The organism is Chryseobacterium sp. II3a, from assembly GCF_057815135.1.
The window spans coordinates 241,224-264,447 of record NZ_JBYPZJ010000005.1 but is presented as its reverse complement, the minus strand read 5'-3'; the positions used below and the strand labels follow the sequence as shown (position 1 = coordinate 264,447).

At 35.3% G+C, this 23,224-nt stretch carries 21 protein-coding genes; 12 read left to right on the top strand and 9 right to left on the bottom strand.

Features of this window, described 5'->3' with window-relative positions:
- Nucleotides 1-74: 74 nt before the first annotated feature.
- A complete protein-coding gene (locus AC3HD6_RS14375; RefSeq protein ID WP_488896964.1) occupies nt 75-983 on the top strand; it encodes an AEC family transporter in 909 nt (302 codons plus the stop codon).
- Nucleotides 984-992: 9 nt separating this feature from the next.
- Here AC3HD6_RS14375 and AC3HD6_RS14370 read toward each other — a convergent pair whose 3' ends face one another.
- Nucleotides 993-1,745, bottom strand: a complete 753-nt coding sequence (locus AC3HD6_RS14370; RefSeq protein ID WP_488896963.1) for a sulfite exporter TauE/SafE family protein — start codon at nt 1,743-1,745, stop codon at nt 993-995.
- 102 nt (nt 1,746-1,847) lie between these two features.
- Here AC3HD6_RS14370 and priA point away from each other — a divergent pair, with 102 nt between their 5' ends.
- The 3 genes from priA to AC3HD6_RS14355 all read left to right on the top strand — a co-directional run bounded on the left by priA (nt 1,848) and on the right by AC3HD6_RS14355 (nt 7,944).
- The gene (gene priA / locus AC3HD6_RS14365; protein ID WP_488896962.1) at nt 1,848-4,295 is read left to right on the top strand and encodes a replication restart helicase PriA; all 2,448 of its coding nucleotides are present in this window, start codon (nt 1,848-1,850) and stop codon (nt 4,293-4,295) included.
- A gap of 161 nt (nt 4,296-4,456) precedes the next feature.
- Nucleotides 4,457-5,923, top strand: a complete 1,467-nt coding sequence (gene dacB / locus AC3HD6_RS14360; protein ID WP_488896961.1) for a D-alanyl-D-alanine carboxypeptidase/D-alanyl-D-alanine endopeptidase — start codon at nt 4,457-4,459, stop codon at nt 5,921-5,923.
- Nucleotides 5,924-6,012: 89 nt separating this feature from the next.
- The gene (locus tag AC3HD6_RS14355) at nt 6,013-7,944 is read left to right on the top strand and encodes a M1 family metallopeptidase (protein ID WP_488896960.1); all 1,932 of its coding nucleotides are present in this window, start codon (nt 6,013-6,015) and stop codon (nt 7,942-7,944) included.
- Between the two features lie 30 nt (nt 7,945-7,974).
- Here AC3HD6_RS14355 and AC3HD6_RS14350 read toward each other — a convergent pair whose 3' ends face one another.
- A complete protein-coding gene (locus AC3HD6_RS14350; protein ID WP_488896959.1) occupies nt 7,975-8,853 on the bottom strand; it encodes a cupin-like domain-containing protein in 879 nt (292 codons plus the stop codon).
- 158 nt (nt 8,854-9,011) lie between these two features.
- Here AC3HD6_RS14350 and kbl point away from each other — a divergent pair, with 158 nt between their 5' ends.
- From kbl to gldG, 4 genes are all read left to right on the top strand, one after another.
- Nucleotides 9,012-10,208, top strand: a complete 1,197-nt coding sequence (gene kbl, locus AC3HD6_RS14345; protein ID WP_488896958.1) for a glycine C-acetyltransferase — start codon at nt 9,012-9,014, stop codon at nt 10,206-10,208.
- 192 nt (nt 10,209-10,400) lie between these two features.
- The gene (locus AC3HD6_RS14340) at nt 10,401-10,952 is read left to right on the top strand and encodes a CopD family protein (protein ID WP_488896957.1); all 552 of its coding nucleotides are present in this window, start codon (nt 10,401-10,403) and stop codon (nt 10,950-10,952) included.
- Between the two features lie 64 nt (nt 10,953-11,016).
- Nucleotides 11,017-11,745: an ABC transporter permease gene (locus AC3HD6_RS14335; protein WP_488896956.1), complete on the top strand. Its 729-nt coding sequence runs from the start codon at nt 11,017-11,019 to the stop codon at nt 11,743-11,745.
- Nucleotides 11,746-11,748: 3 nt separating this feature from the next.
- Complete coding sequence (gldG, locus tag AC3HD6_RS14330; protein ID WP_488896955.1) at nt 11,749-13,419, top strand: gliding motility-associated ABC transporter substrate-binding protein GldG; 1,671 nt, start codon at nt 11,749-11,751, stop codon at nt 13,417-13,419.
- 136 nt (nt 13,420-13,555) lie between these two features.
- On the opposite strand, the gene AC3HD6_RS14325 is transcribed toward gldG, so the two are convergent.
- Together AC3HD6_RS14325 and AC3HD6_RS14320 are read right to left on the bottom strand one after the other, a co-directional pair.
- A complete protein-coding gene (locus tag AC3HD6_RS14325) occupies nt 13,556-13,753 on the bottom strand; it encodes a hypothetical protein (protein WP_488896954.1) in 198 nt (65 codons plus the stop codon).
- A gap of 5 nt (nt 13,754-13,758) precedes the next feature.
- Nucleotides 13,759-15,006, bottom strand: coding sequence for a serine hydrolase domain-containing protein (locus AC3HD6_RS14320; RefSeq protein WP_488896953.1), 1,248 nt, complete (start codon nt 15,004-15,006; stop codon nt 13,759-13,761).
- 232 nt (nt 15,007-15,238) lie between these two features.
- Here AC3HD6_RS14320 and AC3HD6_RS14315 point away from each other — a divergent pair, with 232 nt between their 5' ends.
- The gene (locus tag AC3HD6_RS14315; protein WP_488896952.1) at nt 15,239-16,636 is read left to right on the top strand and encodes a phosphatidylinositol-specific phospholipase C; all 1,398 of its coding nucleotides are present in this window, start codon (nt 15,239-15,241) and stop codon (nt 16,634-16,636) included.
- Nucleotides 16,637-16,732: 96 nt separating this feature from the next.
- Here AC3HD6_RS14315 and AC3HD6_RS14310 read toward each other — a convergent pair whose 3' ends face one another.
- From AC3HD6_RS14310 to AC3HD6_RS14300, 3 genes are all read right to left on the bottom strand, one after another.
- Nucleotides 16,733-17,554 carry a YegJ family protein gene (locus tag AC3HD6_RS14310; RefSeq protein WP_488896951.1) on the bottom strand — a complete coding sequence of 274 codons (822 nt, stop codon included), beginning with the start codon at nt 17,552-17,554 and terminating at the stop codon, nt 16,733-16,735.
- 40 nt (nt 17,555-17,594) lie between these two features.
- The gene (locus AC3HD6_RS14305) at nt 17,595-18,233 is read right to left on the bottom strand and encodes a hypothetical protein (RefSeq protein WP_488896950.1); all 639 of its coding nucleotides are present in this window, start codon (nt 18,231-18,233) and stop codon (nt 17,595-17,597) included.
- Between the two features lie 108 nt (nt 18,234-18,341).
- A complete protein-coding gene (locus AC3HD6_RS14300) occupies nt 18,342-18,770 on the bottom strand; it encodes a DUF4268 domain-containing protein (protein WP_488896949.1) in 429 nt (142 codons plus the stop codon).
- Nucleotides 18,771-18,910: 140 nt separating this feature from the next.
- Here AC3HD6_RS14300 and AC3HD6_RS14295 point away from each other — a divergent pair, with 140 nt between their 5' ends.
- From AC3HD6_RS14295 to AC3HD6_RS14285, 3 genes are all read left to right on the top strand, one after another.
- Nucleotides 18,911-19,318, top strand: coding sequence for an RrF2 family transcriptional regulator (locus tag AC3HD6_RS14295; protein WP_488896948.1), 408 nt, complete (start codon nt 18,911-18,913; stop codon nt 19,316-19,318).
- A 213-nt stretch (nt 19,319-19,531) separates the two neighbouring features.
- Nucleotides 19,532-20,419: a sulfite exporter TauE/SafE family protein gene (locus AC3HD6_RS14290; protein WP_488896947.1), complete on the top strand. Its 888-nt coding sequence runs from the start codon at nt 19,532-19,534 to the stop codon at nt 20,417-20,419.
- 88 nt (nt 20,420-20,507) lie between these two features.
- The gene (locus AC3HD6_RS14285; RefSeq protein ID WP_068942462.1) at nt 20,508-20,798 is read left to right on the top strand and encodes a putative quinol monooxygenase; all 291 of its coding nucleotides are present in this window, start codon (nt 20,508-20,510) and stop codon (nt 20,796-20,798) included.
- Nucleotides 20,799-20,875: 77 nt separating this feature from the next.
- Here AC3HD6_RS14285 and AC3HD6_RS14280 read toward each other — a convergent pair whose 3' ends face one another.
- Nucleotides 20,876-22,168 (bottom strand): T9SS type A sorting domain-containing protein, encoded by a 1,293-nt coding sequence (locus tag AC3HD6_RS14280; RefSeq protein ID WP_488896946.1) that lies wholly within the window; start codon nt 22,166-22,168, stop codon nt 20,876-20,878.
- Nucleotides 22,169-22,352: 184 nt separating this feature from the next.
- Entirely contained in the window at nt 22,353-23,141 is a 789-nt protein-coding gene (locus AC3HD6_RS14275) for a T9SS type A sorting domain-containing protein (RefSeq protein WP_488896945.1), read from the bottom strand.
- Between the last annotated feature and the right edge of the window lie 83 nt (nt 23,142-23,224).

The following is a 23,224-nucleotide window of genomic DNA, read 5'->3' as shown; positions in this document are numbered from 1 at the left end:
CTCAAAAAAATATAAATTTTCCTATTCCCAACTCAAAAATCAGCCGTAACTTTGCAGCATATTTCTTTATAGTTATGGTAAATTTTGTTCTGATTGCAGTGTGCATTATTGCAGGAATGATATTCAAAGCAACAAAATCTATCCACCCGGATGCCCACAAGGGGATCAATACCTGGATTCTTTATCTTGCTCTACCGGCAGTTTCATTCAAATATCTGCCGAAGGTACAATGGACAACGGAAATGCTTTTTCCAATTGCAGCTACTTTCTTAGTCTCTGTATTTTGTTTCTTTTATGTAATGTTTTATAGTAAAAGTAGGGGATATTCAAGGCGTTCCAGAAGTACTTTAGAATTGGCCAGCGGTTACAGCAATACCTCTTTCATCGGATTTCCCTTGATCAGTGCTTTTTATGGTGAAAGCCTTTTAAGTATTGCTATTATTTGTGATCAAACCATGTTTTTTGCTCTTTCCACATTGGGTATTATTGCTGCAGTGAAAGGAGGAAGTAAGTCTGGAAAGGTGAGTGCTGCATTTATTTTTAAAAGATTAATTACATTTCCACCTTTAATTGGTTGTATTTCTGCTTTAGCGCTGTCTCAATTTATAGATCTAACCGTTGCAGAACCGCTTTTTGATAAACTGGCAGCTACTGTGAGTCCGCTAGCCTTATTTTCAGTCGGATTGCAGCTAAAGTTTAATGGCTGGAAAAAACTGATTCCGCAAATGTCAGCCTCTATGCTTTATAAACTGATTCTGGCTCCGGCAATTGTATTAGGAATGGCTTTATTATTTGGAATAAAAGGAAATGTCGCAAAAATTACCATATTTGAAGCGGCAATGCCAACATTAGTAACTTCAAGTATTATTGCAGAACAGTTCAGGCTGAATACGAAGTTAACCAATCTGATTATCGGTGTTAGTATTATTGTTGGGTTCTTTACCTCTGCGATGTGGTATGAGATAATAGATACTATATTCTAACTATAGATTTCAACTAAAAAAAGTTTTAATAAAGAAAACGATGGTGATCAGAAAATTGAAGAATATAATTCCGTTTCTTAACTTTACCGGATCAAGTTTTTTGGTGAAATGAGCGCCAAAGTATCCTCCTAGAATTGTAGCGACCATCATGGTACAGGTTTCCGGCCAATATATTTTACCTGCTGAAATAAATAAAATAACTGCCGCAGCATTAGCTATTCCTGTAAAAAGTGTTTTATTAGCATTGATAATTTTAATGTCTGATAGGCCGAATAATGACCATACAGCCATCATCATAATTCCTACTGCACCGCCAAAGTAACCACCATATATTCCTAAAATAAACTGAGCACCTAAAACCAATCCGGAACCAATCCTAATTCTTTTTCTAAGCCAGTTACCGGCTTGTTTCCCAAATGCAAATGCGAGAGAACCTAATAAAAGAAGCCATGGAACTATTAGCTTAAAATCTCCTGATGGCGTATATAAAAGAAGCAGGCCTCCTGCACATCCCCCCAAAAGAGTAAAAATAATCATTGCCGTTATTGAAATATTGGGAAAAGGCTGAATATACTCTTTGAATTTCCAGGCACTGGCTAAACTTCCGGGAAATAATGCTACAGTACTGGATGCATTAGCCTGAATCGGCGGAACACCCGCATAGATAAAAGCTGGAAAAGTAATGAATGATCCACCACCAGCTGCCGCATTCAGAGCACCAGCTATAAGCCCTATCAAAAATAATAAAATGTAATTTTCCATGAAAAAAATGGTGACTAAAGATAAGACAAAATAGGGGTAATCAATAACAAAAAATTGCAGTTCTCTTCAGAAAAATCTAATTTTACACTTTAAATATTTCCCTTGTCATACGCTCAAATTGTTTTACCGCTGAATTTAAAAGGTTCCTTTACGTATAAGGTTCCAGAAGAACTTATATCCGAAATTCAGTTGGGGATGAGGGTTTTGGTGCCATTTGGAGGAAAGAAGATCTATACCGGAATTGTTTTTGAACTTCATGACAATGCTCCGGATAATTTTGTAGCGAAAGAAGTGATCAGTATTCTGGATGAAAAACCGATTCTTCCTGAAGAACAACTCCGCTTCTGGAATTGGCTTTCCGATTATTATCTGTGTAACCTTGGTGAAATTTACAGGTTAGCGTTTCCATCTTCATTGAAGCTGGAGAGTGAAACGTATCTAAAATTAAAACCGGGAGTAGTCGTTGATTTTGAAAACCTGGATGTCAATGAAATGTATCTGGTTCAGGCGCTGGAAGTAAGACAGCTGGTTAATCTTACAGACATTGAAGCCTTTATTCCTAAAAAAGAAATTATTAAAACCATCAATTCTCTGATTGACTTGCAGTATATTGAGATTGATGAGAAAATTGCAGAAAAATATAAGGCGAAGGAAGTAGCTTATGTAAGAATTAATGAAAGTGTTTTAAACAATCAAAATCTTACAGAAATTCTTTTAAAGCTGAATAAAGCCCCTAAGCAAAAAGATCTGTTTCTTTTCATTTTAGAAAAGCAGACTGAAAATCCTGATCTTCATATTAAAAAAGCTGAATTGTTTGAAGACGGCTATTTTGGAAGTTCTCATTTCAAGGCATTGGCAGACAAAGGTCTTGTAGAGGAATATTATATGCAGAAAGATAGGATTGAAAGTTATGAAGGAGAAATTGAAGAAATTGAAGAACTTTCAGAAGAGCAGAAAATTGCAAAATCCGAGATTGATGAAGCCTTTGAGGAAGGGAAAAACGTACTGCTTCATGGCGTAACATCATCAGGAAAAACTCATATTTATCTAGAGAAAATTGAAGAATGCATCAAGGAAGGGAAAAATGTCTTGTTTTTACTTCCTGAAATTTCTTTGACAAAACAAATTACTCAGAGACTGGAGAAAAAATATGGCAGACAATTAGGTTTTTATCATCAGAAACTCACAGATTTTGAGAGAGTAGAAGTGTGGCGAAGAATCAAGCAGAATGATATCCGTATCCTTGTAGGAACCAGAAATGCTTTGTTTTTACCATACCAGAATCTGGGATTGGTTGTAGTAGATGAAGAGCATGATTCAGCCTATAAACCAAGAGAAGTTACTCCTTATTTTAATGCTAAAGATGCTGCATTAGTCTTGGGAGGTTTGTATAAATCCGGAGTTATTCTAGGGTCTGCAACGCCTTCTGTTGAAAGCTATTACAGAGCCAGAAAAGATAAAATGAAATACATTTTCCTGAATGAAAGATTCGGGAATGTGAACCTTCCTGAATATGAATTGATAAATTTCAAAGAAGCTCAGGAATCTAAAAATGTATCCGGAAATTTTTCTACAAGGCTTATTGAGGCCATTAAGCATACAATTGATGAAAAGAACCAGGCCATAGTTCTTCACAACAGGCGTGGTTATGCCAATGTCATAGAGTGTGAAACCTGTGGTTATGTTAATTATTGTTCCAATTGTGATGTGGTCATGACGTATCACAAGGCTGCCAATGAAATGAAATGCCACTACTGCGGACAAAGAGCTTCAAAGCCAAGAACCTGTCCGAAGTGTAATTCTGAAAATCTAAACGAAAGAGGAGTAGGAGTAGAGCAGATTCACGAGGAAGTTTCCAAACTGTTTCCTGAAAATGAAGTAGACAGAATGGATGTAGACTCCATGCGTAAGAAATTTGCCTACGAGAAACTGTATGAGAAAATTGAAGATGGTGAAACGGATATTGTGGTAGGCACACAAATGATTTCCAAAGGACTCGATTTTGACCATATAGAATTGGTTGCCATTCCTAAAGCTGATTCCTTATTATATGTACAGGATTTCAGAGCAGAAGAAAGAGCATATCAATTAATTACTCAGGTTTCAGGAAGAGCAGGAAGAGTTTCAGGAAAAGGCAAGATCCTGATTCAGACCTATAATCCGGATCATTCCGTATTCCAGCTGATTAAAATGAATAATCCTGCGAAGATCTATAAATATATCCTTACTGAACGCCAGAAATTCCATTACCCGCCGTTTACTAAACTTATTATGATCGAGCTGAAGCATCGAAGAGATGATAAAGTAGATCGCGCTTCTCAGTTTTTAGGTTCTATCCTGAGAAAATATCTTCCTGAAGAATGTATTTTAGGTCCGGAAAGAGCTCAGATTGCCAGGTTAAATAATTTATATCAGTTCCAGATTTTACTGAAATTACCTCGTGGGAAAAACTATGAGAAGTTCAAAAGTCTGGTTTTGATAAGTTTGAAAGAATTCGATGAAATTACTGCTTATCAAAGCATTAAAAAGGATGTTTTTGTTGATTTTTAACAATTTTTAACAAACTTTACACTCTTTTATAAGACGTCTGTGGTCTGTTTTATGACAATAATTTCTACTTTTGGTCGTTGATTAAGTGTTTGGCTTTTTAATTGAATGATTTAACTTATCATTTTTTATAGGCTCAAACTATAGAACAAAAAAAAGGATAGATGGTAAATTTCAGAAAATATGTTTCAAGTGCAGCGGTGTTGGCTTCCGGTTTTTTCCTGGCTCAATCTACCGTTTCTACTGTTCTTTACTCTCAGAATTACGACAATCAGAAAAACAGCTTAAATCTTCCGTCGCCAGCAAGCTCGATGGAGAGAAGCGTTTTGTCGGCTAAAGAACTTGTAGACATTAATGTAAACACAATGATGGCGGATCCTGTGCTGAAAAATGCAACCTGGGGATTCGTTGTGTATGATCCTAAAACGAAGAAGGTCATTTCTTCGTATAATGAAAACTCGCCGCTGGTTCCGGCTTCTACCACAAAATTACTGACTACTGAAACAGCATTGAATCTGCTGGGTGAAAACTACCGTTGGATTACTCAGCTTGAGTATGCAGGTACAGTGGATGAAAATGGTACTTTAAATGGAAATTTGTATATCGTAGGAAGTGGAGATCCTTCTTTAGGAACGAATAAAGCAGGAGCAGGATCTTATAGAGATATTATTTCAGATTTCATAGGTGGACTTTCACGTGAGGGAATCAGAAAGGTAAATGGTGATATTATCATTCAAACAGCGCTTTTCAAAGGCAATATTGCAATGCTTCCGGAAAATGTTGTATGGTTGGAAAACAATAACTATTATTTACCTGCAGGAACTACTCGCGCTATTAATCCGGCTAATGAAAAGCTGATTGTAAAGAAATCCGGCTTTTCTACAGAAAAGAAGTTCTTCTACGTTTCACCTTATGCTCACCAAATGGTATATGCTGAAAAGTATGACGGAGACGGAATTTTAACAACAAAACTTCCTGATGCACCAGCATATCTTGCCAATTCTTTCAGAACAACACTGGTAAAAAGTGGAATTCCTGTTACCGGAAAAGTATCTGCAAAAATGACAGATCCCACTCCGGAAAACAGAAAAATGATCTCAGCTTACAAATCACCAACATTAAGTGATATTGTGTATTATACCAATCAGCACAGCGATAATTCTTTAGCAGAAGCTTTATTAAGAACAGTTGGATTTCAGAAATTGGGAGATCAGACTTCAGAATCTGGAAGAATTGTAGTGACAGATCACTTAAAGGATGCAGGTTTTGATATGTTGGGACTTACTTATATGGACGGAAGTGGACTTTCAAGAAGCAATAATGTAACTCCCATTTCCCAGGTGAAATTTTTAACATCTTTAATGGATGAAAAATATTACAGATCTTATTTAACGTCATTACCTATCGGCGGACAATCCGGGACATTGAAAAGAATGTTCCTTGGGACTGGAAACGGACAGGTTTTTGCGAAAACAGGAACTTTAAATAAAGTGAAAACATTAGCGGGCTATCTGAAAACAAATTCCGGTAAAACCTTAGTTTTTTCTCTGATGGTGAATAACTATTCAGGATCAGTGGATATGGTGAAGAAAAGAATGGAAAAGATTCTTGAGCCGGCTCTGGATCTTTAGAATCTGTTTGTTTTATATATTATAAAAACCTTTTAATCAATGATTAAGAGGTTTTTTTTTATATTTGAATACTGCAATATTTCTAATATATGAAAAAAATTTACCTTCTGATGCTGTGTTTTTTAATTACTCAGCAGGTTTATAGTCAAAAACAGGATCATCAGTATATTGAAATGAAAGGATTGGCTGAAAAAGAAATGAAATCTTTCACCCAAAAAATGGGAATTGGAAGTGTGAATCCGAATACTCTGAATTATGATTTACAATATCAGAGAATGGACATAGATATTGATCCTGCGGTATATTATATTTCCGGATCTGTGACTTCGCATTTCAAACCCAATCAGAATATGGGAAGTATTTATTTTGATCTTACCAATCTTCTAACGGTTTCCCAGGTACAATACCATGGCAGTAATATCCCATTTCAGCAGCTTTCTAGCCAGGAGATTAAAATTGATTTTCCGGCTTCTCTATCAGCCAATGTTTTGGATTCATTAACCATTCATTATTCCGGGGCTCCTGCAAACAATACAGTGAAGATTGGAACTCAGGGACCTAATATACCTGTTTTCTCCACTTTAAATGAACCTTATGGGGCACAGGATTGGTTTCCTACCAAACAAAGTCTAAATGATAAGATAGAGAAATTTGATTTTAAAATCACCACACCATCACAATATAGTGTAGCAGCCAATGGAAAATTGATGTCTGAAATCATTTCGACAACAACCGGAAAAAAACTGACTTTCTGGAGAACAATGTATCCTACTACTGCTTATCTTGTCGCGCTATCTATTACAAACTTTGCAAAAATGAATAGCACGATTGGAAACCCTCCTTTTCCATTTGTTAATTATATTTATCCATCAACAGCCGGAGATCCGATAAAAATATCCAATATTGAATGGACAAAACAGATCATGGATATTTTTGAAACGTATTTGGGACCTTATCCTTTCCGAAACGAAAAATATGGGCACATGGAATACCTTAATGGGGGTGGAATGGAGCATCAAACGATGTCTTCTATGAGTGGTTGGACTAAGTCTCTGATTGCCCATGAACTTGCTCATCAATGGTTTGGAGATAAAGTAACTTGTGGAGCATGGAATGATATATGGCTGAATGAAGGTTTCGCAACCTTTGGTGAACATATTGCCAATGAAAAATTGATTATGACTCATGATGAGTTTATGGATTATCTTGTCAATCAAACAAATTTAATTACCAATACTGTAGATGGAGCTATTTATGTTCCCGATTCGGGATTAAATAATATCTACAGAATTTTTGACAGCAGGTTGTCCTATGCAAAAGGAGGTTATGCTTTAAGAATGATAAAATGGATAGTAGGTGATGATGTTTTTTATCAGGCTCTTAAAGATTATCATGGAAGACCTTCTTTGGCCTACAACTATGTGAGAACGGCAGATTTTAATAGTTCCTTACTTCAGTCTACCGGAAAAGATTTTACAGAATTTTTTAAAGACTGGATTTATGGAGAAGGATATCCAACCTATATGATAAAGTGGAAGCAAGCGGGAAATCAGATAGGGTTTGTTGTTTCCCAGACACAGAGCAGTCCTACAGTCAGCTTTTTTGAGATGCCACTTCCTGTAAAAGTAACAGGAACAGGAGGACAAACTGCTTATTTAGTTCTTAATAATACTTTTAATAACCAATATTTTGTTGAAAATATATCGTTTCCTATAGCGAATGTTGAGTTTAATTATGAACATCAAATTCTGGAAAATAATTCTACTGTGGTTCTGGATAATACTTTACATGTATCTTCTGTAGAAAAGGAAGGTTTTGGATTATACCCTAACCCTGCCAAAAATGAGCTTTATCTCAAAGGTATTGATAAAGAAACAGAATATTCTATTCATGGCATTGATGGCAGGCTGATAAAGAAATCAGTATTCAAACCGGGAAAAGCGATACAAATCGGAGAACTTATTCCCGGATCTTATGTGATTACTGTGCATGAAAAACATATTAAGTTCATTAAAGATTAAGTTTATACATAACAGAATATAAAAAAGCTTTCATATGAGAAAGCTTTTTTGTTTTTTGAAAGCTTTTGTACCCCTTCTCTTTGCTGCTTTGACCTTATACCTGAACCATTTTTCTTTAAAGATATTTCGCATGATATTATCAAAATTTCTTGTAATAACAAGGTTTTTAAAACCACGCCATTTTTCAAGAAAACTTGAAGGTAATGCCCTTACCGAAACAGAATATCCTCCGGTTTCATACTGTATATAATGCCACCATCCGGACGGAATATAAAGTGTTTCACCAGGATGTAGGACTGCTTCATATCCATTTAAATAGAGTAACGCAGGATATTGTCTGTAGTCTGGAGTCTTTATATTAGGCAGACTATGGAAATTATAGGGTAATTTATACATCAGATCAGATTGTTCCCAAGGGAAAAGCCAGATTCTTTTAATTCCCTCGAACTGGGTGATGAAAACATGAGACATGTCAATATCAATATGATTTCGGGTAGCAGAACCCTGTCCCCCAAAGAACATAAAAGGCAGCCATTTTACTATTTTACCATTGGTAACATCATTATAGATGAGATCATTTTTCAGTTCAGGCTTTATGCTGAGTAAATTAAATAGAAATAATCGATGTTCAGTAGGAGTGGAGTCTATCAGGTCAAGATATTCAGAGAAAGTAGTCTGTGCAATAGGCTGGCTGGCCACTCTGTCCATAGAATCCATTTCATTGCCGTATATATCAACCTTTTGACTGCCTGCTATTTGCTTGAAGTATTCATAGTCCCACTTTTTGAAAGCCGGGCTTTCAGGATCTATAAAGTCTTCGATAATAATAGGAATATGAGGTTTCATATGGTTGTTTATAAAGCTTCTTGAAATGAGTTTCTTTGTTTTCTTTACCGGAATCAATTGCATATTCAGAAATTTTAAACAAATATAAATATTATCCTACTAAATTAGTAGACTAATAATGTTAAAAATGAAATTAAAGATCAAATTTTAGAATTAAGGAGAGAAAAGGTTTTATTTTACTGCCTTTTTAGTAAATTAGCACATCTAAAAAATTACTAAAAATGATTTCTGAAAAATATCTTCAACATTTACAGAACGAACTTCAAAATATTGAGAATGACGGTCTTTTCAAAAGAGAAAGAATCATCACTTCTCAACAAAGTGCAGAAATTGAAGCCAACGGGAAAAAGCTTTTGAACTTTTGTGCCAATAATTATCTTGGGTTATCCAACAATCCGGAGGTAATGAAGGCTTCTCAGGATATGATCCAGTCTCACGGTTACGGAATGTCATCTGTACGTTTTATCTGTGGAACTCAGGATATCCACAAAGAGTTGGAGAAAAAAATCGCTGATTTCTTAGGACTTGAAGATACTATCCTTTATGCAGCGGCTTTTGATGCTAATGGAGGTGTTTTTGAACCTTTATTTACAGAAGAAGATGCTATTATTTCAGATGAACTGAACCATGCTTCAATTATTGATGGTGTGCGTCTTTGTAAAGCGGCAAGATATCGTTATAAGAATAATAACATGGCTGATCTTGAAGCTCAGTTAATTGCTGCTTCAGAAAAAAATCACCGTTTCAAAATTATCGTAACGGATGGGGTTTTCTCAATGGATGGTATTGTTGCAGATTTGAAAGGAGTTTGTGACCTTGCGGATAAGTATGATGCTTTGGTAATGGTTGATGATTCTCATGCCACAGGATTTATTGGAAAAACAGGAAGAGGAACTCATGAGGCTAATGAAGTAATGGGGAGAGTAGATATTATTACGTCTACATTAGGAAAAGCTTTAGGTGGAGCTTTAGGAGGATTCACTTCCGGTAAAAAAGAGATCATGGATATGCTGAGACAGCGTTCTCGTCCTTATTTATTTTCCAATTCATTGGCACCAGGAATCGTGGGTGCTGCTTTGAAGGTGTTAAATATGATTTCTGATGATACTTCACTTCGTGATAAGGTCATGGAAAATGCAGAGTATTTCAGAACAGAAATGAAAGCAAAAGGCTTTGATATTCCTGATGGAGATGCTGCTATTGTTCCGGTAATGCTGTATGACGCACCGCTTTCTCAGAAAATGGCAGAAAAATTAATGGACGAAGGAATCTACGTAATTGGATTCTTCTATCCGGTAGTACCAAAAGGAAAAGCAAGAATCAGAGTTCAGTTATCTGCCGCTCATACTAAAGAACATTTGGATAAAGCAATTGCTGCTTTTGAAAAGGTAGGAAAAGAATTGGGAGTGATCTCTTAATTTCTGAATTGAATACGATCAATGAAATATAGGCTTCGGCTCGGGCGGCTTTGCCGCCCCGAGCCGAAGCATTTTTTTATATAACTGTATTTTTTTAAGAATTTTGATCTGAATAGTAGCTTTTCCTGATCAAAAGAAAATTATTTTTAAAAATTATATAATAAGCTTATCTTTGCTGTTAATTTTTTCTGAATGCTTTACACAATCATCAAAGCGCTGCACATTATTTTTATGGTAAGTTATTTTGCGGGAATTTTTTATCTCGTAAGGCTCTTTGTTTACTATAAGGATACCGATGAATTTCCTGAAGAAAAAAAGAAAATTCTGAGGGAGCAGTATACATTTATGGCCAGAAGGCTGTGGAATATTATCACCGTACCTGCGGGAGTTATCATGGCAGTATGCGGACTGGTTATGATCTTTCTGAATCCGGGGCTAATGAAAATGGGATGGTTCCATTTGAAGCTGACTTTCCTGATTGGGCTTGCCATGTATCACTATTGGTGCTGGAAAAAGGTGTTGAAACTAAAAGCATTGAACGGAAATACTTTGGAAACAGCCAATATCAAACTTAGACAGGCCAATGAAATTGCTACATTTATTTTGTTTCTTGTAGTGTTTACCGTAATCCTGAAATCTATGGCAATTGAATATTGGTGGCAATTAATTGCAGGATTTTTCGTTCTTGTATTTCTGATTATGATGACTGTAAAACTTGTTAATAAGAATAAAAAAAATAAATAATTGTTAAAGTAAAAGAATAAGTGTGCCTTATACTTTGTTACTTTTTACATTTTACTAAAAAACTATGATTGCAATTTTAAAGAAAGAACTTTGGAGTTACTTTGGAAACTGGAGTGCATGGGTGATTATTGCCGCTTTCAGTTTAATAGGGACTCTGTTTCTGTTCTTTTTCGACAACGATTCCAATATTTTTGAGATCGGGGCAGCTTCGCTGCAAAGCTATTTTGTGTTGGTTCCATGGCTTTTAATGTTTATTATTCCGGCACTTTCCATGAAAACTTTTGCTGAAGAGCAACAAACAGGAACTCTAAACTGGTTGTTTTCACAGCCATTAAAAGTCTCAGAACTGGTAACAGGAAAATTCCTGTCTGTATGGATTGTTGGTATTTTATGCCTGATTCCATCACTAGTATACCTTTATACTGTATATGTTCTTGGAGTTCCGGAAGGCAATATTGACCTGGGAATGACTTTCGGAAGTTATATTGGGCTGATTATTTTAATCGCAGCTTTTTCGGGAATTGGAATTTTAGCTTCTTCATTATCACAGAATCAGATTATGGCTTATCTGCTAGGTGTTTTCATGTGCTTTATTATGTATTTTGGAATCGAACAGCTGGCTAGCTATAAATTATTAGGCGGAGCAGATTTTATCCTCCAGAATATAGGGTTTTACCAACATTTCCTTGGGTTTACAAGAGGTCTTATAGATCTGAAAGATGTTGCTTATTTTATTCTGGTCATCAGTGCGTCATTAGTATTGTCTAATCATTTTATTAACAAAAAGAAGTAGAGTATGAAGAAGATCAATGCTAAATCTCCGTTGGGAATTTTCTTAATTGCGATTATCCCTTTGGTTATTATTCTTACCTATTCAGGAATAAGACTAGACCTAACAAAAGAAAAAAGATATACTCTTTCTGAAAGTACCATTAAAGTACTGGAATCCGTTAAAAAGCCTTTGACTGTAGAGGTTTATCTGGAAGGTGATTTCCCGGCAAGCTTTAAACAGCTCCAGGGAGAAACGAAATTCATGTTGGAAGAATTCAGAAAAATTAATCCAAAAATTGATTTCAAATTCATCGATCCATTAAGACCTAAAATCCCGGAAGACAGTTTAGCTGCAATGGGAATGCAAGCATCTTATCTGCCGGATTCTAAGGATGGGAAATTCACTCAGATCACGATTTATCCGTATGCGGTAATCAGGTACAATAAAACAGGAGTTTCTCTTCCTTTGATTGTACAGCAGACAGGGATAGATGCAGATCAGCAGCTTACTAGATCTATTGAAGGATTGGAATACAATCTGGTTTCAAATATCAAAAATATTGCTGCCGATAAAAGGAAAAAAGTAGGAGTTCTGATCAATCAGGATGAATTAAGTCCGGATGAGTTCCAGGGTTTTATGCAATTAGCATTAGAGAATTATGATGCAGGTCCTATTATTCCTAAGAACCAGGTGGAACTTAGTATTGAAGACGTGCCTTTATTGAAGCAGATGAGCGCTTTAGTGATTGCAAAACCAAGAAAAGCCTTCACGGATAACGAGAAAGTAATCCTTGACCAATATATCATGAATGGCGGGAAAACGCTTTGGATGATTGATGCTGTAAATGCTGAAATGGATACCCTGACAAGATCTAAAAAAGTAATGCCTTTCCCGGTGGATATCAATATGACTGATTTCTTTTTCAATTACGGATTAAGAATCAATAATGCATTGGTGAAGGATGTAAAGAAATATGCATTGCTGAAGCTGGTAACAGGAGAAGTAAGTGGAAACCCTCAGTTTACAAGCCTGCCTTGGCCTTATTTTCCTCTTGGAATTGCTGAAAATAATAACCCGATCACCAGAAATATCAACCCGGTAAAATTCGAATTTCCGACTTCTATTGATACATTGGGTGGAAGAAAGAATATTAAAACAAAAGTTCTTTTCGAATCCAGTGAAAGAACATTGCTGAAGCAGGTTCCAAATTATGTTGATCTGAAAGAAATTGCCACTGTAGACAGTCTTGGACAAATGGAGAAACCAAGCACTCCGAAGATCTTTGCCGTAGCATTGGAAGGGAAATTTAATTCAGCATACGCTTCAAGAATTGAAAGAAAATCGTATCCCGGCTTTAAAGCAGAAAGTCCTGAAAACAAAATGATTGTGATTGCAGACGGAGATATAGGACGAAATAAAGTCATCAAAGGAAAACCGCTTCCATTAGGAGTAGATATGCTGACCAATGAACAGTTTGGAAATGAACAGTTCCTTAGAAACGCTTTGGATTATCTGTTGGATGACAGTAATCTGATGGAATTGAGAAACAGAAACATCGAAGAAAGACTTCTTGACAGACACAGAATAGAAGAAGAGAAAACCAACTGGCAATGGCTGAATTTATTGCTCCCATTAGTAGTTATTGGTCTTATCGGAGGATTATTCTTCTGGCTAAGAAAGAAGAAATTCGGATAACATAAAAGAGAAGTATTTTGCTTCTCTTTTTTATTTGATACCTATTGCAGTTTATCATTCATAATGCCAATATCTACATTTTTTCCTCTTTCATTTGCCTTCCATCCATTCAAAATTCCATATTCAATAACTTTTCTTACAACTTCCGGAGTGATTTGCGTATTTTTTCATTTTCTGTGATGGTCCAATAGTCGAAATGAGCAAATAGTTTTTGTCCGGAATTTTCTTTTAAAGTAATAATCAGATTGATAATGTCATCATTTCCTGATGCTATCCAGGAATATTCAATATCATCGACTACGATATTTCTTGAAGTCTTTTTTGGAAGTCCCATTCTAATTATTTTTTCTTATTTAAATGTAATTGATATTTTTCCAAGACATTCCAAATTCCATAAAAAGCATCATTCCCTTTCTTATCTGAAAAATTAGTATTGAAAATCATAATTCTCCCCAGATTATTTTTAGGATCGAAAAACATCATCGACATGACTCCCGGATCTCCGCCTGTATGACCTATATATCCTGTATAGCCAAATCCCATGAATATTCCCACATTATAAGATTCACTGTAAGGGTTTTGTGTATTTCTTTCAGTAAAATTAGCGGCACTCAATTGAGGAGTAAAGTATTCCTTATAGCTTTTCTGACTCAAAATTCTGCCTTTTCCATTGTATCCTTTGATTAATTCAGTTAAATATTTACTTAAATCAGTAATGTTGGTGATAAACCCGCCGTCAGGGTAAGTAGCAGAAAGGTAATAAGGCAGAACCGTTTTAGGATTTTCATAAAGCTTTGAGAATTTAGAAAACTGAATCTCTTCAAATTTCCATCCTGAATCATTCATTTGTAAAGGTTTCAGAATATATTCTTTGGTAAACATACTAAACTCCTGTCCGGTTGCTCGTTCAACAATAAAAGCGGCTAAAGCAGTTCCTACATTGGAATATTCATACATAGTTCCCGGTGAATGAGTGGAAAAACTATTTTTATTCCATTTTCCGTGTTCTGCAAGAACATTTTCTAAGAAAGCAGACATTGTAATGATAGAATCTGACGGGTTGAATATCTGTTCATCATCAAAATTAAGCTTTATTCCACTCAGATTTTGATTGGGCTTTAGAAAATAGTTTTTAGATAAATAAAACTCATTATCCAGAATAGAAGAGGTGTGAGAAGCCAGTTGACGAATGGTTATGGAGTTCTGAGGAAAATTAGGATTCACAATTTTAAATGGTAAATACTTCTGTATGGGATCATCCAATTTCAGTTTACCCAATTCCTGTGCTTTCAAAAGAGCGATTCCAACCAATGTTTTAGAAACAGAAGCAATATTTTGAATAGTATTAATAGTGTAGGGCTTCTTTTCTGCAACAGCTGAAAAACCAAATCCTTTTTGGTAAAGAGTGGATTGATCATTAACTATAGCCACTGAAAAACCATTGAAATTCCCTTGTTGGTATATTGTATTGATTTCCCTGTCTAAAGAATCCCTTACCTCATGAGAAACAGAAGGTGAATTGTTTTTCACAATTTGGCCAGAAATCAACAAAATAGAACCTATAAAAAAGAGCAATGTTTTTCTCATAAGATTTTAATAATAAGACATTTGAATCATATCTTTTGTTACACTATGATTTGGAAATAATGAGAGAAGTTAGGAAAAATATTAGTCTTATTATCAAAATTAAGTAAATATACCCGAATTCAAAAACAAGTATTTATACGCTATGAATGCCCTTTAATTCTATATAATTTTGTCTGGCAGGATAGAGAAATCTATTGCTTTTTTATAAAATATTAAATTAAATCACCATATCATGCCAACAAAACAACACAACAGGTTTCTTCTCCAGATGATGGATGGAGTAAGTAATTTAAGAATGGTCATTACAGATCACAGCATCTCTTCGGGACAGCCTTGGGAAAATACACCGGATATTATTCAGAAATCAGGGAATACCTGGGAAATAGACGTTCAGGCTGGAAGACATGGGACAGATACAGTTGCTCAATGGTTCAAAAGTAAAATATCGGGAGGCGATGCCATAGGCTGTAGCTCCAATGATGCTTTGCCGGGGAAACTGAACTTTGCATTTACCTGTACCTTATCATTTGATTATCACAATAGACACTGCGAACTTCACGATGTACAGATTGGACAGGGACATAATTCAAAATCAGAGAACAACTGGTGGATCGGAAGCCGGAATCTTAAAAAAATATCGGGAACCTATGTCTTAAAAACTGATGCAAATACACATTTTAACTGTAATGTTTCAGTATCTGGTGTAAACCAGTTTTATCTTAAATTAAATGGCTCAGAGTGGATGAGCAAATTGGAACCCAATGTTTCGCTGAAAGCTTTAAGCATACCGGGAACACATGATTCAGGAACGTATAAAATTTCTTCTGCCTCATTTGGAGCAAGATGTCAGAATTATGACATTAGACAACAGTTGGAAAATGGGATTCGTTTCCTGGATATCAGGCTCGTGAATTCATCTAATTCTTCTGATCCGTTAGATCTTTACCACGGTATTATTTCCTGTGGAGTTACTTTCGGAAATGTATTGGATGCTTGCCAGTCATTTTTAAGAGATCATCCGTCTGAAACTGTTTTAATGTCTGTAAACAATGAAAAAAGCGGACAGGATATTTCTGATAATTTTATCAAATATCTTAAAAAATACAATACTCTTTATTTTCAGGGAAATGCCCTTCCTAATTTAAATGAAACCAAAGGAAAAGTACTCTTTTTATACAGATTTGATCTGAATGTGGGAAATTCAGGGATTGATAAAAACAAAGTAGGAGTGAGGTTTGGAACATGGCAGGATAATACTACTTTTGAAACGACGAATGCCAATGGGCAGAAATTCTATCTCGAAGACAATTACGAAAGTTATGATACTCACAAAAAGGTAAAGTACGTACAGGAGAATTTGGAACGCGCTATGCAGAAAAATGCTGATAATGGTGCTGTTCTGTATGTTAGCTTTAACAGTATTGCCTATGGAGTATTTCACCATACGCCTTACCAATATGCGTGGGGAGGTTCGGGAGTTGATCCGGCCATGAATCCTTGGCTGAAACAGTATACGCAGTATTCAGGAAAGAAAAGATTGGGAATCATTCCGCTTGATTTTTATAATAATGGAGGAGGAAATCCCATTGAAAATGGTTTGGTTGACAATATCATTCAATCCAATCATTAATTTTTTGAAACACAAAAAATATACAATAAAAAGAGAAACTTTATGGCTTCTCTTTTTATTGTATGTAGTATTCTTCTAAGTTTTTACTCTTATTTATTATGAATAATTTTCCAGTACCGGAATAATATGTTCCCAATTCAGTTGTTTTGCATAATCCAGAGCGGTCTTTCCAGCTTTAGACTGCACTGTTTTATCAGCTCCGGCTTCCAGGGCAGCTTGTACTGTAGTTAGGTTTCCTGCAATGGTTTCCCGGTGCAAAAGAGACTGGCCGTTTTCATCAATAAGCTTAATTTCATCCGGATATTCCTGTAAGAATTTAGCAAAATCTTCTTTCATATTTCTGCTCATCGGATGTTCGATAAGGTTTTGAGGTTCTTCTTTTTGGTTATTAACCACTAGAATGTCGTTAAAATCCCCGAAATCCAGCTGCCAGGCATTGTCATGATCTTTTCTTTCTGATGATGACATATCCGAGCGCATCTTTTGTATGGTAAACCCACCATATGCTTTTGGAAGAGGTTCAGCTGATGAAGAGAATAGCTTGGAAAGTCCTGTTGGTTTCTTTATACTAGGGGTGATGGCAAAAAGCCAGTCACTGATTTCAGTAAGAGGAATGTCAATGTAATCGCCTACCTGAACATTTCTTAATATATTAGGCTCGTTGATCAGATATCCTGTTACCCTGCTGCCATCAAAACCAATATCATTGATCCACATATGTTCAACATTGGTTTCTCCTGTTTCTGTCTGCTCTGAAAACATCACTTTTACACATGAAACATTAAGCCCCGGGATTATTCTTCTGTATTCCCAGGATTGCTCACGCCAAAAATATTTGAATGTTTCCTGTGCTTTTCTGTAGGCTTCAATCATTTGCGGATCATCCCCATCCGCCCAAAATATAGGATTGTCTTCCATATCAATAAATTGTGGTTGTTTGATGTATTGTTGATTTTTTTTAGCTCTGATAGGCTTCCTTTGGAAGTAGTGCAGCAGTTTTGTAATAGCTTATGTCCACCGGAAATCGTTTCTGAAGCTCCTGAAATGTTTCATAATCATAATGGGCCCAGTTCTGTTCATGCTCAGGATCTGTTGTTTTATCTACAGCAAGCTCCAGCTTTCCATCTTCCTGGTAGCTGCATTCTATAGCGGCATATTTTTCTCCTTTTTCATCAGAAGTATACCAGCATTTCACTGTTCTTTCAAGTTGCGGTTCCTGGGTTTCATTGTCAATGACCTGTGAGCATATAAAATTTTCGGGGTCGTCAGTTTTAAAGACGGTTTTAGAAATTAAGGGGAGATCATCTACAGATAATGAATACAATTTATTGGTGGTAATAATAAATCCGTCAGCGGTTTCCTTTTTTTCAATATCAAAAAAATCAGATTTTTCTTTCAGATATTCTATAATTTCATCTTCATTGTCACCTTCATCTAAAAAATAATTGATGTTATATATATTTTCTTCATTGATGAACTCAATCTCTTTTAGTATATCAGAATCACTTTTGTAATAATACAGATGATATTCATCGAGCTTCATAGCTTTGCTTTTGGAGATGACTTCTCCAAAAATGTTTTTGTACACTTTTCTCATTGTTAATCATATTTAGTTTCATCTATTAGTTTAAGTGGTATAGAGCAAAGATAGTTTTCTTTTTTATCTTAACCTAAAGTGTAAAACGATAATTATTTCATAATTATTTTATATGTCCTTTATAAAATCCTCATATTCATAATAAAATCTTTCGAATCTATCCATTTTTTCATAAAAGAATTCAAAAATTTCCTGCCATGTATTTTTATTGAAGATGGAAACTCCATTTTTTTCCACCCAAATCCGGCTGATAACCTTGCCGTTTTCCAGGGTAAAGTGCTCTTCTTTTTGGAAATCTCCAATAAAATCTTTTAAAATATCTTCCAAAGACCATATTTTTTCATAATAAGCATTACGAAAAATTTCATCTTTCATTTCGATATCAAGAGAAACCTCTACCTTTTTATTATCTGCAGAGAATTTAAATGCCATATCCTTGACCTTAGTGCCATACAGGATCCATTTTCTTGGAAAAGATTTGCCAAAAGCTGTCCAAAATTCCTTTTTGAGTTGCTGCGCTTCTTGTTTACTGAACATAGGGCAAACATAACGATTTAATAGGAGAAAGGCAAAATTGTGATACCACAAAAAGATAAAAAACAAAGCCATTAATGAGCTATTTTGTTATTTTGTCTTTTAGTTTAAACATATAAAACAATTTTCTTATTTTTGCTGTAATGCTATCCAAAAAATCTCAATATGCGTTTAAGGCACTTTCATATCTTGTAGAAAAAAGAAATGAAGGTCCGGTTCTTATTTCCGAAATAGCGGAACACAAAAAGATACCTTTAAAGTTTTTAGAAAATATCCTGCTTGAACTGAAAAAGGCAGAGATCCTTGACAGTAAAAAAGGAAAAGGTGGGGGATATTTTCTAAGAGAAAACCCCGAAGAAGTAAAGCTAGCCAAAATTATTCGTCTGGTAAATGGCCCCATTGCTATGCTTCCCTGTGTAAGTTTGAACTTCTATGAAAAATGTGATGACTGCAATGAAGATCACTGTGGCTTGCACGATGTATTGATAGAGGTTAGGGATGCTTCCCTTAATATACTTGAGAAAAAAACTTTAATGGATCTGGTCGACTGACCTGATCCTTTTTTTTGAAATAATAGTCTACTTGTTTTGTAGGATAATATTTTTGTTAGATATTTGCATGACTTCAAAAGAATAAATTATGGTTCCAAAAGAACATGCAGATCGTATGAGGCTATTAAGGGCAGGTAAGATGTTGAGTAATATCATTGTTTGGAAAATCAATAGTAAGAATGCTAAGGAAAATAACCCTACAATATCAAACTTATGGTGATTACAAGAAAAATTCAGACAAGGCTTAATATATTGTTTATCACAATTGCTCTGGTATCAATAGCTGTCTTTTCTCTATATGAACTGGGTTACTTTGATGAGCTGCAGCAGACTTTGGCGAAGGATCATTATATTTTTTACTGGATGCTTCTGGTGGGTGTTTTTGCAGAAATTGTTGCCGGATCAATGGGGATGGGATATGGTGTAATCTGTACCACCACGCTGATGTTTCTGAATATTCCTCCACATATTGTAAGTGCAAGTATTCATTCAGCAGAAAGTTTTACGACGGCTGCAGGAAGTCTAAGCCATATTAAACTTAAGAATGTAAGCAAAAGTCTGGTCAAAAAGTTAGCCATTCCTGCTGTTATTGGAGCAATTATCGGAGCGGTTAGCCTTACTTATTTTGGAGAATATTACGCAAAGATTACTAAAACGATCATCGCATTTTATACTTTGTATCTTGGATTTCAGATTCTGTCCAATGCCTTTAAAGATAAACAGAGTAAAGCATTGAAAAGAAAAACCAATTTAACAAGGCTTGGGGTAATTGGCGGTTTCATAGATTCTTTTGCAGGAGGAGGCTGGGGACCTTTGGTTACCGGAACCCTTATCAAAAATGCTTTTACTCCAAGATTTGCTGTAGGAAGTTCTACTGTTGCCAAATTTATTCTGACCATTACAGCTGCTGTTACCTTTTTCCTTACCCTCGGAATTCAGCATTGGAATATTATTCTGGGGCTTTTAATAGGAGGAATTATTACAGCACCTTTCTCTGCAATGCTTACTGCAAAGCTTCCGGTGAAGAAAATGTTTCTGGTAATTGGGGTTTTGGTGATCGTGATGAGTTCTATAACTATTTATAAATCAGTATTCAGTTAAAAATATACTACGTATGTGAAAAATAATGGGATCAAAAATAAATTTGATTTTGAAATTATTTTACTTTTACACCAATAAATATTAGAATATGAACCTACACATCATTGCACTTTTTAAGTTTAATGAAAATTATCTGATGGAAGCGGTAGAGCTTTTCCAAAACCTGGTAAAGGAAACAAGAAAAGAAGAAGGCTGCCTGCAGTATGACCTTATTGAAGATAAAGATAACAAAGGAACATTTTTCCTGATTGAACTTTGGGAAAGTGTTGATCATCACAACATACACAATGGGCAGGATCACTTGCTGGATTTCCGCAAAGACGCTTCTAAAATGATGGAAAGTACAGTGGAAGTTTACAAAGGATTTAAGATATACTAACAAAAATAAAAGGCGGTTCCAGAATTCTGAAAGCCGCCTTTTTATTAGAAAAAATAGAAAGTATTTTGAGTAAAATATTATTTCACGATAAGTTTTTTCGTTTCCGAAGTTCCTCCATAGTTAATTTTTACCATATAATTTCCTGAAGGAAGCTGAGACAGGTTCAGGTCTTGTCTATAGAATCCTGCCTGATTAGTTAATTCAGCAGCATGTACTTTTTTTCCAGTTAGGTCGTATACTTCTACACTCCCTTTATTACTTGCTTTTTCTTTAACATCGAATAAAATAGTTACCTTTTTATCTGCTGTTGTTGGGTTAGGATAGATACCGAAAGAAGCCTTTTTACTTACTTCTGTGATTCCCAGAGATCCTGTAATCTTTTTGTATTTGAAGTACATGTTTCCAGTGCTGGAACCATCACTTTGAGTAAAATACATTCTGTAATAATCATCTCCTTTTTTCACATAATAAACAACATTATTCTTTAAAGTTGTAATCACTTTCCATGAGTGTCCGATAGAAGTGATATTAGATGAAAAGTTATTAGCAGCAGGAATATTTCCATTAGCAACTTCCTGCGTTTCCGGGTCTACCATTGCAACTTTAAGGCCTGGACTTTGGATTGCCCCTGCCACAGGGTACATCTGAACACCGTTATAGAATGTAAAATATTTTGTAAATACTAAGTCCCATGCAGTTTTTGAAGGCTCCATGTTAGGAACTTTTGCTCCGGTATCAAATGAAAAATAGTTGAAATAAGCATCATCATTTCCATTAGCTAGTGTTCTTGTTTCTGTTGGTCCCCATGCAGTACCGTCCCACTTTGAATATTTAAAAGTATATCCTGCAAACGCATCTTCAATAGCAAACTTAATATACGTTCCTGAAGCATATTTCAGAACAAAAATTGCTTTTCCATTAACATGGTGAGTCACTGTATTGTAAACTCCCCATCCTGTCGATGGAATATTAGGGTTAGGGGCTGTAATAGGCCCTTGTTCAAAAGCTCCCTGGCTCCAGTCCGTAATTTGGTCCGGATTATAAAGGGGTGCTCCCCAAGAACTTTCATTACTGATATTGATATTATCCCATTCAGTTAAGCTGGTAGCAGCTGTATATACTTCAATATTTTTAGCATCATTAATTCTTGTTCCTGTTGTATAAGGAGAAGTTCTGTAAAATGCTACATCCCATGTGTTGGCAGGCTGAGAAATAATATTCCCATCTGTGAAATTAAAGAATGAACGATTTTGATACCCGCTTCCCAACGTCATATTTGCTTGTGTGTATCCTAATGCATCGGTCTGTGCTAGCACAGTCTGTTGAACAGTAAGAGCAAGCACCGATGCCAATAATAGTTTTGTTCTCATAATTTATTTTTTACATTATTATTTAGAATGATTCCACAAAATTATATAATTATTTTTAATCATTCTAAATAAAAATATGATTTTTATCGTGTTTTATTATTATGATCTTAGAACTTGGCTATAAAAAAAGCCGAAAGGAATGGTCCCTCCAGCTTTATTAAGGCAAATAATAGTCTAATAAACCTTATTTTTTAATGAACTTTGATTGAATGGTTTTCCCTTCAGCTGTATCAACAGCTATAATGTATACCCCCGTCTGAAGTTCATTGATATTAAATTTTTGTCCGTTCAGTTTTCCTTCTGCTACTTTTTGGCCTGCAGAAGAATAGATTTGGATATTTTTAGGGGTTTTACCTCTGAATTCCAACGAAGTATTATCTGAATTTACAGCAAAAGTAACCTGGTCTTTTGAGACTGTGTTATCGTTTACTCCTAATGAAGAAGTTGTATCATAAACTACATCATCCATTTGAATTGCAGTATGCATATTGCTTCCAATAATTTTAAAGGCAATATATTGTTTAGTGGAAGCCGGTACAGGCAATGAATATTGTACGTTATCTGCGGTCAGATTAATAATATTGCCAATAGGGGTGAATGTACCCATTTCAGTAGTATTATCTACCAAGCCTACTTCTATTGTCCCGGTTGCTCCTGACGTAGATCCTGTGGTAAGAGCAGCTTTGAAAGTTATTGTTTTATTTCCGTCTGGTGCAATGATTTGCGGAGTAATCAGATAACCTGCAGTATTAGCTGCCGAAAAACTATAATACTGAATCAGTTTATTCGTTGTTCCGGAAGCATACACCCAAGGGCCGGATGTTGTATTTTGGATATTTGACCAGTTTTGCTGTGGCCATGGAGCTGTATTTCCTGTAGTAAAAGATTGAAAGTTTTCATTAATAGTCGCTAATTGAGCATTTACTGTAACTGCTGTAAACATCAAAGTTCCAAGAAGTAATTTTATTTTCATAACTTATTTATATTTAGAATTATTCTACAAAAATATATATTTATTTTTAATTGTTCTAAATAAAGCATTATATTTGTCGAAAA

Excerpts from the sequence above, each read along its gene's own strand:
- kbl (WP_488896958.1), top strand. The coding sequence starts at position 9,012 with ATGATTTCTGAAAAATATCTTCAACATTTACAGAACGAACTTCAAAAT.
- AC3HD6_RS14350 (WP_488896959.1), bottom strand. The coding sequence starts at position 8,853 with ATGCAATTGATTCCGGTAAAGAAAACAAAGAAACTCATTTCAAGAAGC.
- AC3HD6_RS14305 (WP_488896950.1), bottom strand. The coding sequence starts at position 18,233 with ATGAGAAAAGTGTACAAAAACATTTTTGGAGAAGTCATCTCCAAAAGC.
- AC3HD6_RS14300 (WP_488896949.1), bottom strand. The coding sequence starts at position 18,770 with ATGTTCAGTAAACAAGAAGCGCAGCAACTCAAAAAGGAATTTTGGACA.
- AC3HD6_RS14315 (WP_488896952.1), top strand. The coding sequence starts at position 15,239 with ATGCCAACAAAACAACACAACAGGTTTCTTCTCCAGATGATGGATGGA.
- AC3HD6_RS14320 (WP_488896953.1), bottom strand. The coding sequence starts at position 15,006 with ATGAGAAAAACATTGCTCTTTTTTATAGGTTCTATTTTGTTGATTTCT.
- AC3HD6_RS14290 (WP_488896947.1), top strand. The coding sequence starts at position 19,532 with ATGGTGATTACAAGAAAAATTCAGACAAGGCTTAATATATTGTTTATC.
- AC3HD6_RS14335 (WP_488896956.1), top strand. The coding sequence starts at position 11,017 with ATGATTGCAATTTTAAAGAAAGAACTTTGGAGTTACTTTGGAAACTGG.
- AC3HD6_RS14355 (WP_488896960.1), top strand. The coding sequence starts at position 6,013 with ATGAAAAAAATTTACCTTCTGATGCTGTGTTTTTTAATTACTCAGCAG.
- dacB (WP_488896961.1), top strand. The coding sequence starts at position 4,457 with ATGGTAAATTTCAGAAAATATGTTTCAAGTGCAGCGGTGTTGGCTTCC.
- AC3HD6_RS14295 (WP_488896948.1), top strand. The coding sequence starts at position 18,911 with ATGCTATCCAAAAAATCTCAATATGCGTTTAAGGCACTTTCATATCTT.
- AC3HD6_RS14370 (WP_488896963.1), bottom strand. The coding sequence starts at position 1,745 with ATGGAAAATTACATTTTATTATTTTTGATAGGGCTTATAGCTGGTGCT.
- AC3HD6_RS14340 (WP_488896957.1), top strand. The coding sequence starts at position 10,401 with ATGCTTTACACAATCATCAAAGCGCTGCACATTATTTTTATGGTAAGT.
- AC3HD6_RS14275 (WP_488896945.1), bottom strand. The coding sequence starts at position 23,141 with ATGAAAATAAAATTACTTCTTGGAACTTTGATGTTTACAGCAGTTACA.
- AC3HD6_RS14325 (WP_488896954.1), bottom strand. The coding sequence starts at position 13,753 with ATGGGACTTCCAAAAAAGACTTCAAGAAATATCGTAGTCGATGATATT.
- AC3HD6_RS14280 (WP_488896946.1), bottom strand. The coding sequence starts at position 22,168 with ATGAGAACAAAACTATTATTGGCATCGGTGCTTGCTCTTACTGTTCAA.
- AC3HD6_RS14310 (WP_488896951.1), bottom strand. The coding sequence starts at position 17,554 with ATGGAAGACAATCCTATATTTTGGGCGGATGGGGATGATCCGCAAATG.
- AC3HD6_RS14285 (WP_068942462.1), top strand. The coding sequence starts at position 20,508 with ATGAACCTACACATCATTGCACTTTTTAAGTTTAATGAAAATTATCTG.
- gldG (WP_488896955.1), top strand. The coding sequence starts at position 11,749 with ATGAAGAAGATCAATGCTAAATCTCCGTTGGGAATTTTCTTAATTGCG.
- AC3HD6_RS14375 (WP_488896964.1), top strand. The coding sequence starts at position 75 with ATGGTAAATTTTGTTCTGATTGCAGTGTGCATTATTGCAGGAATGATA.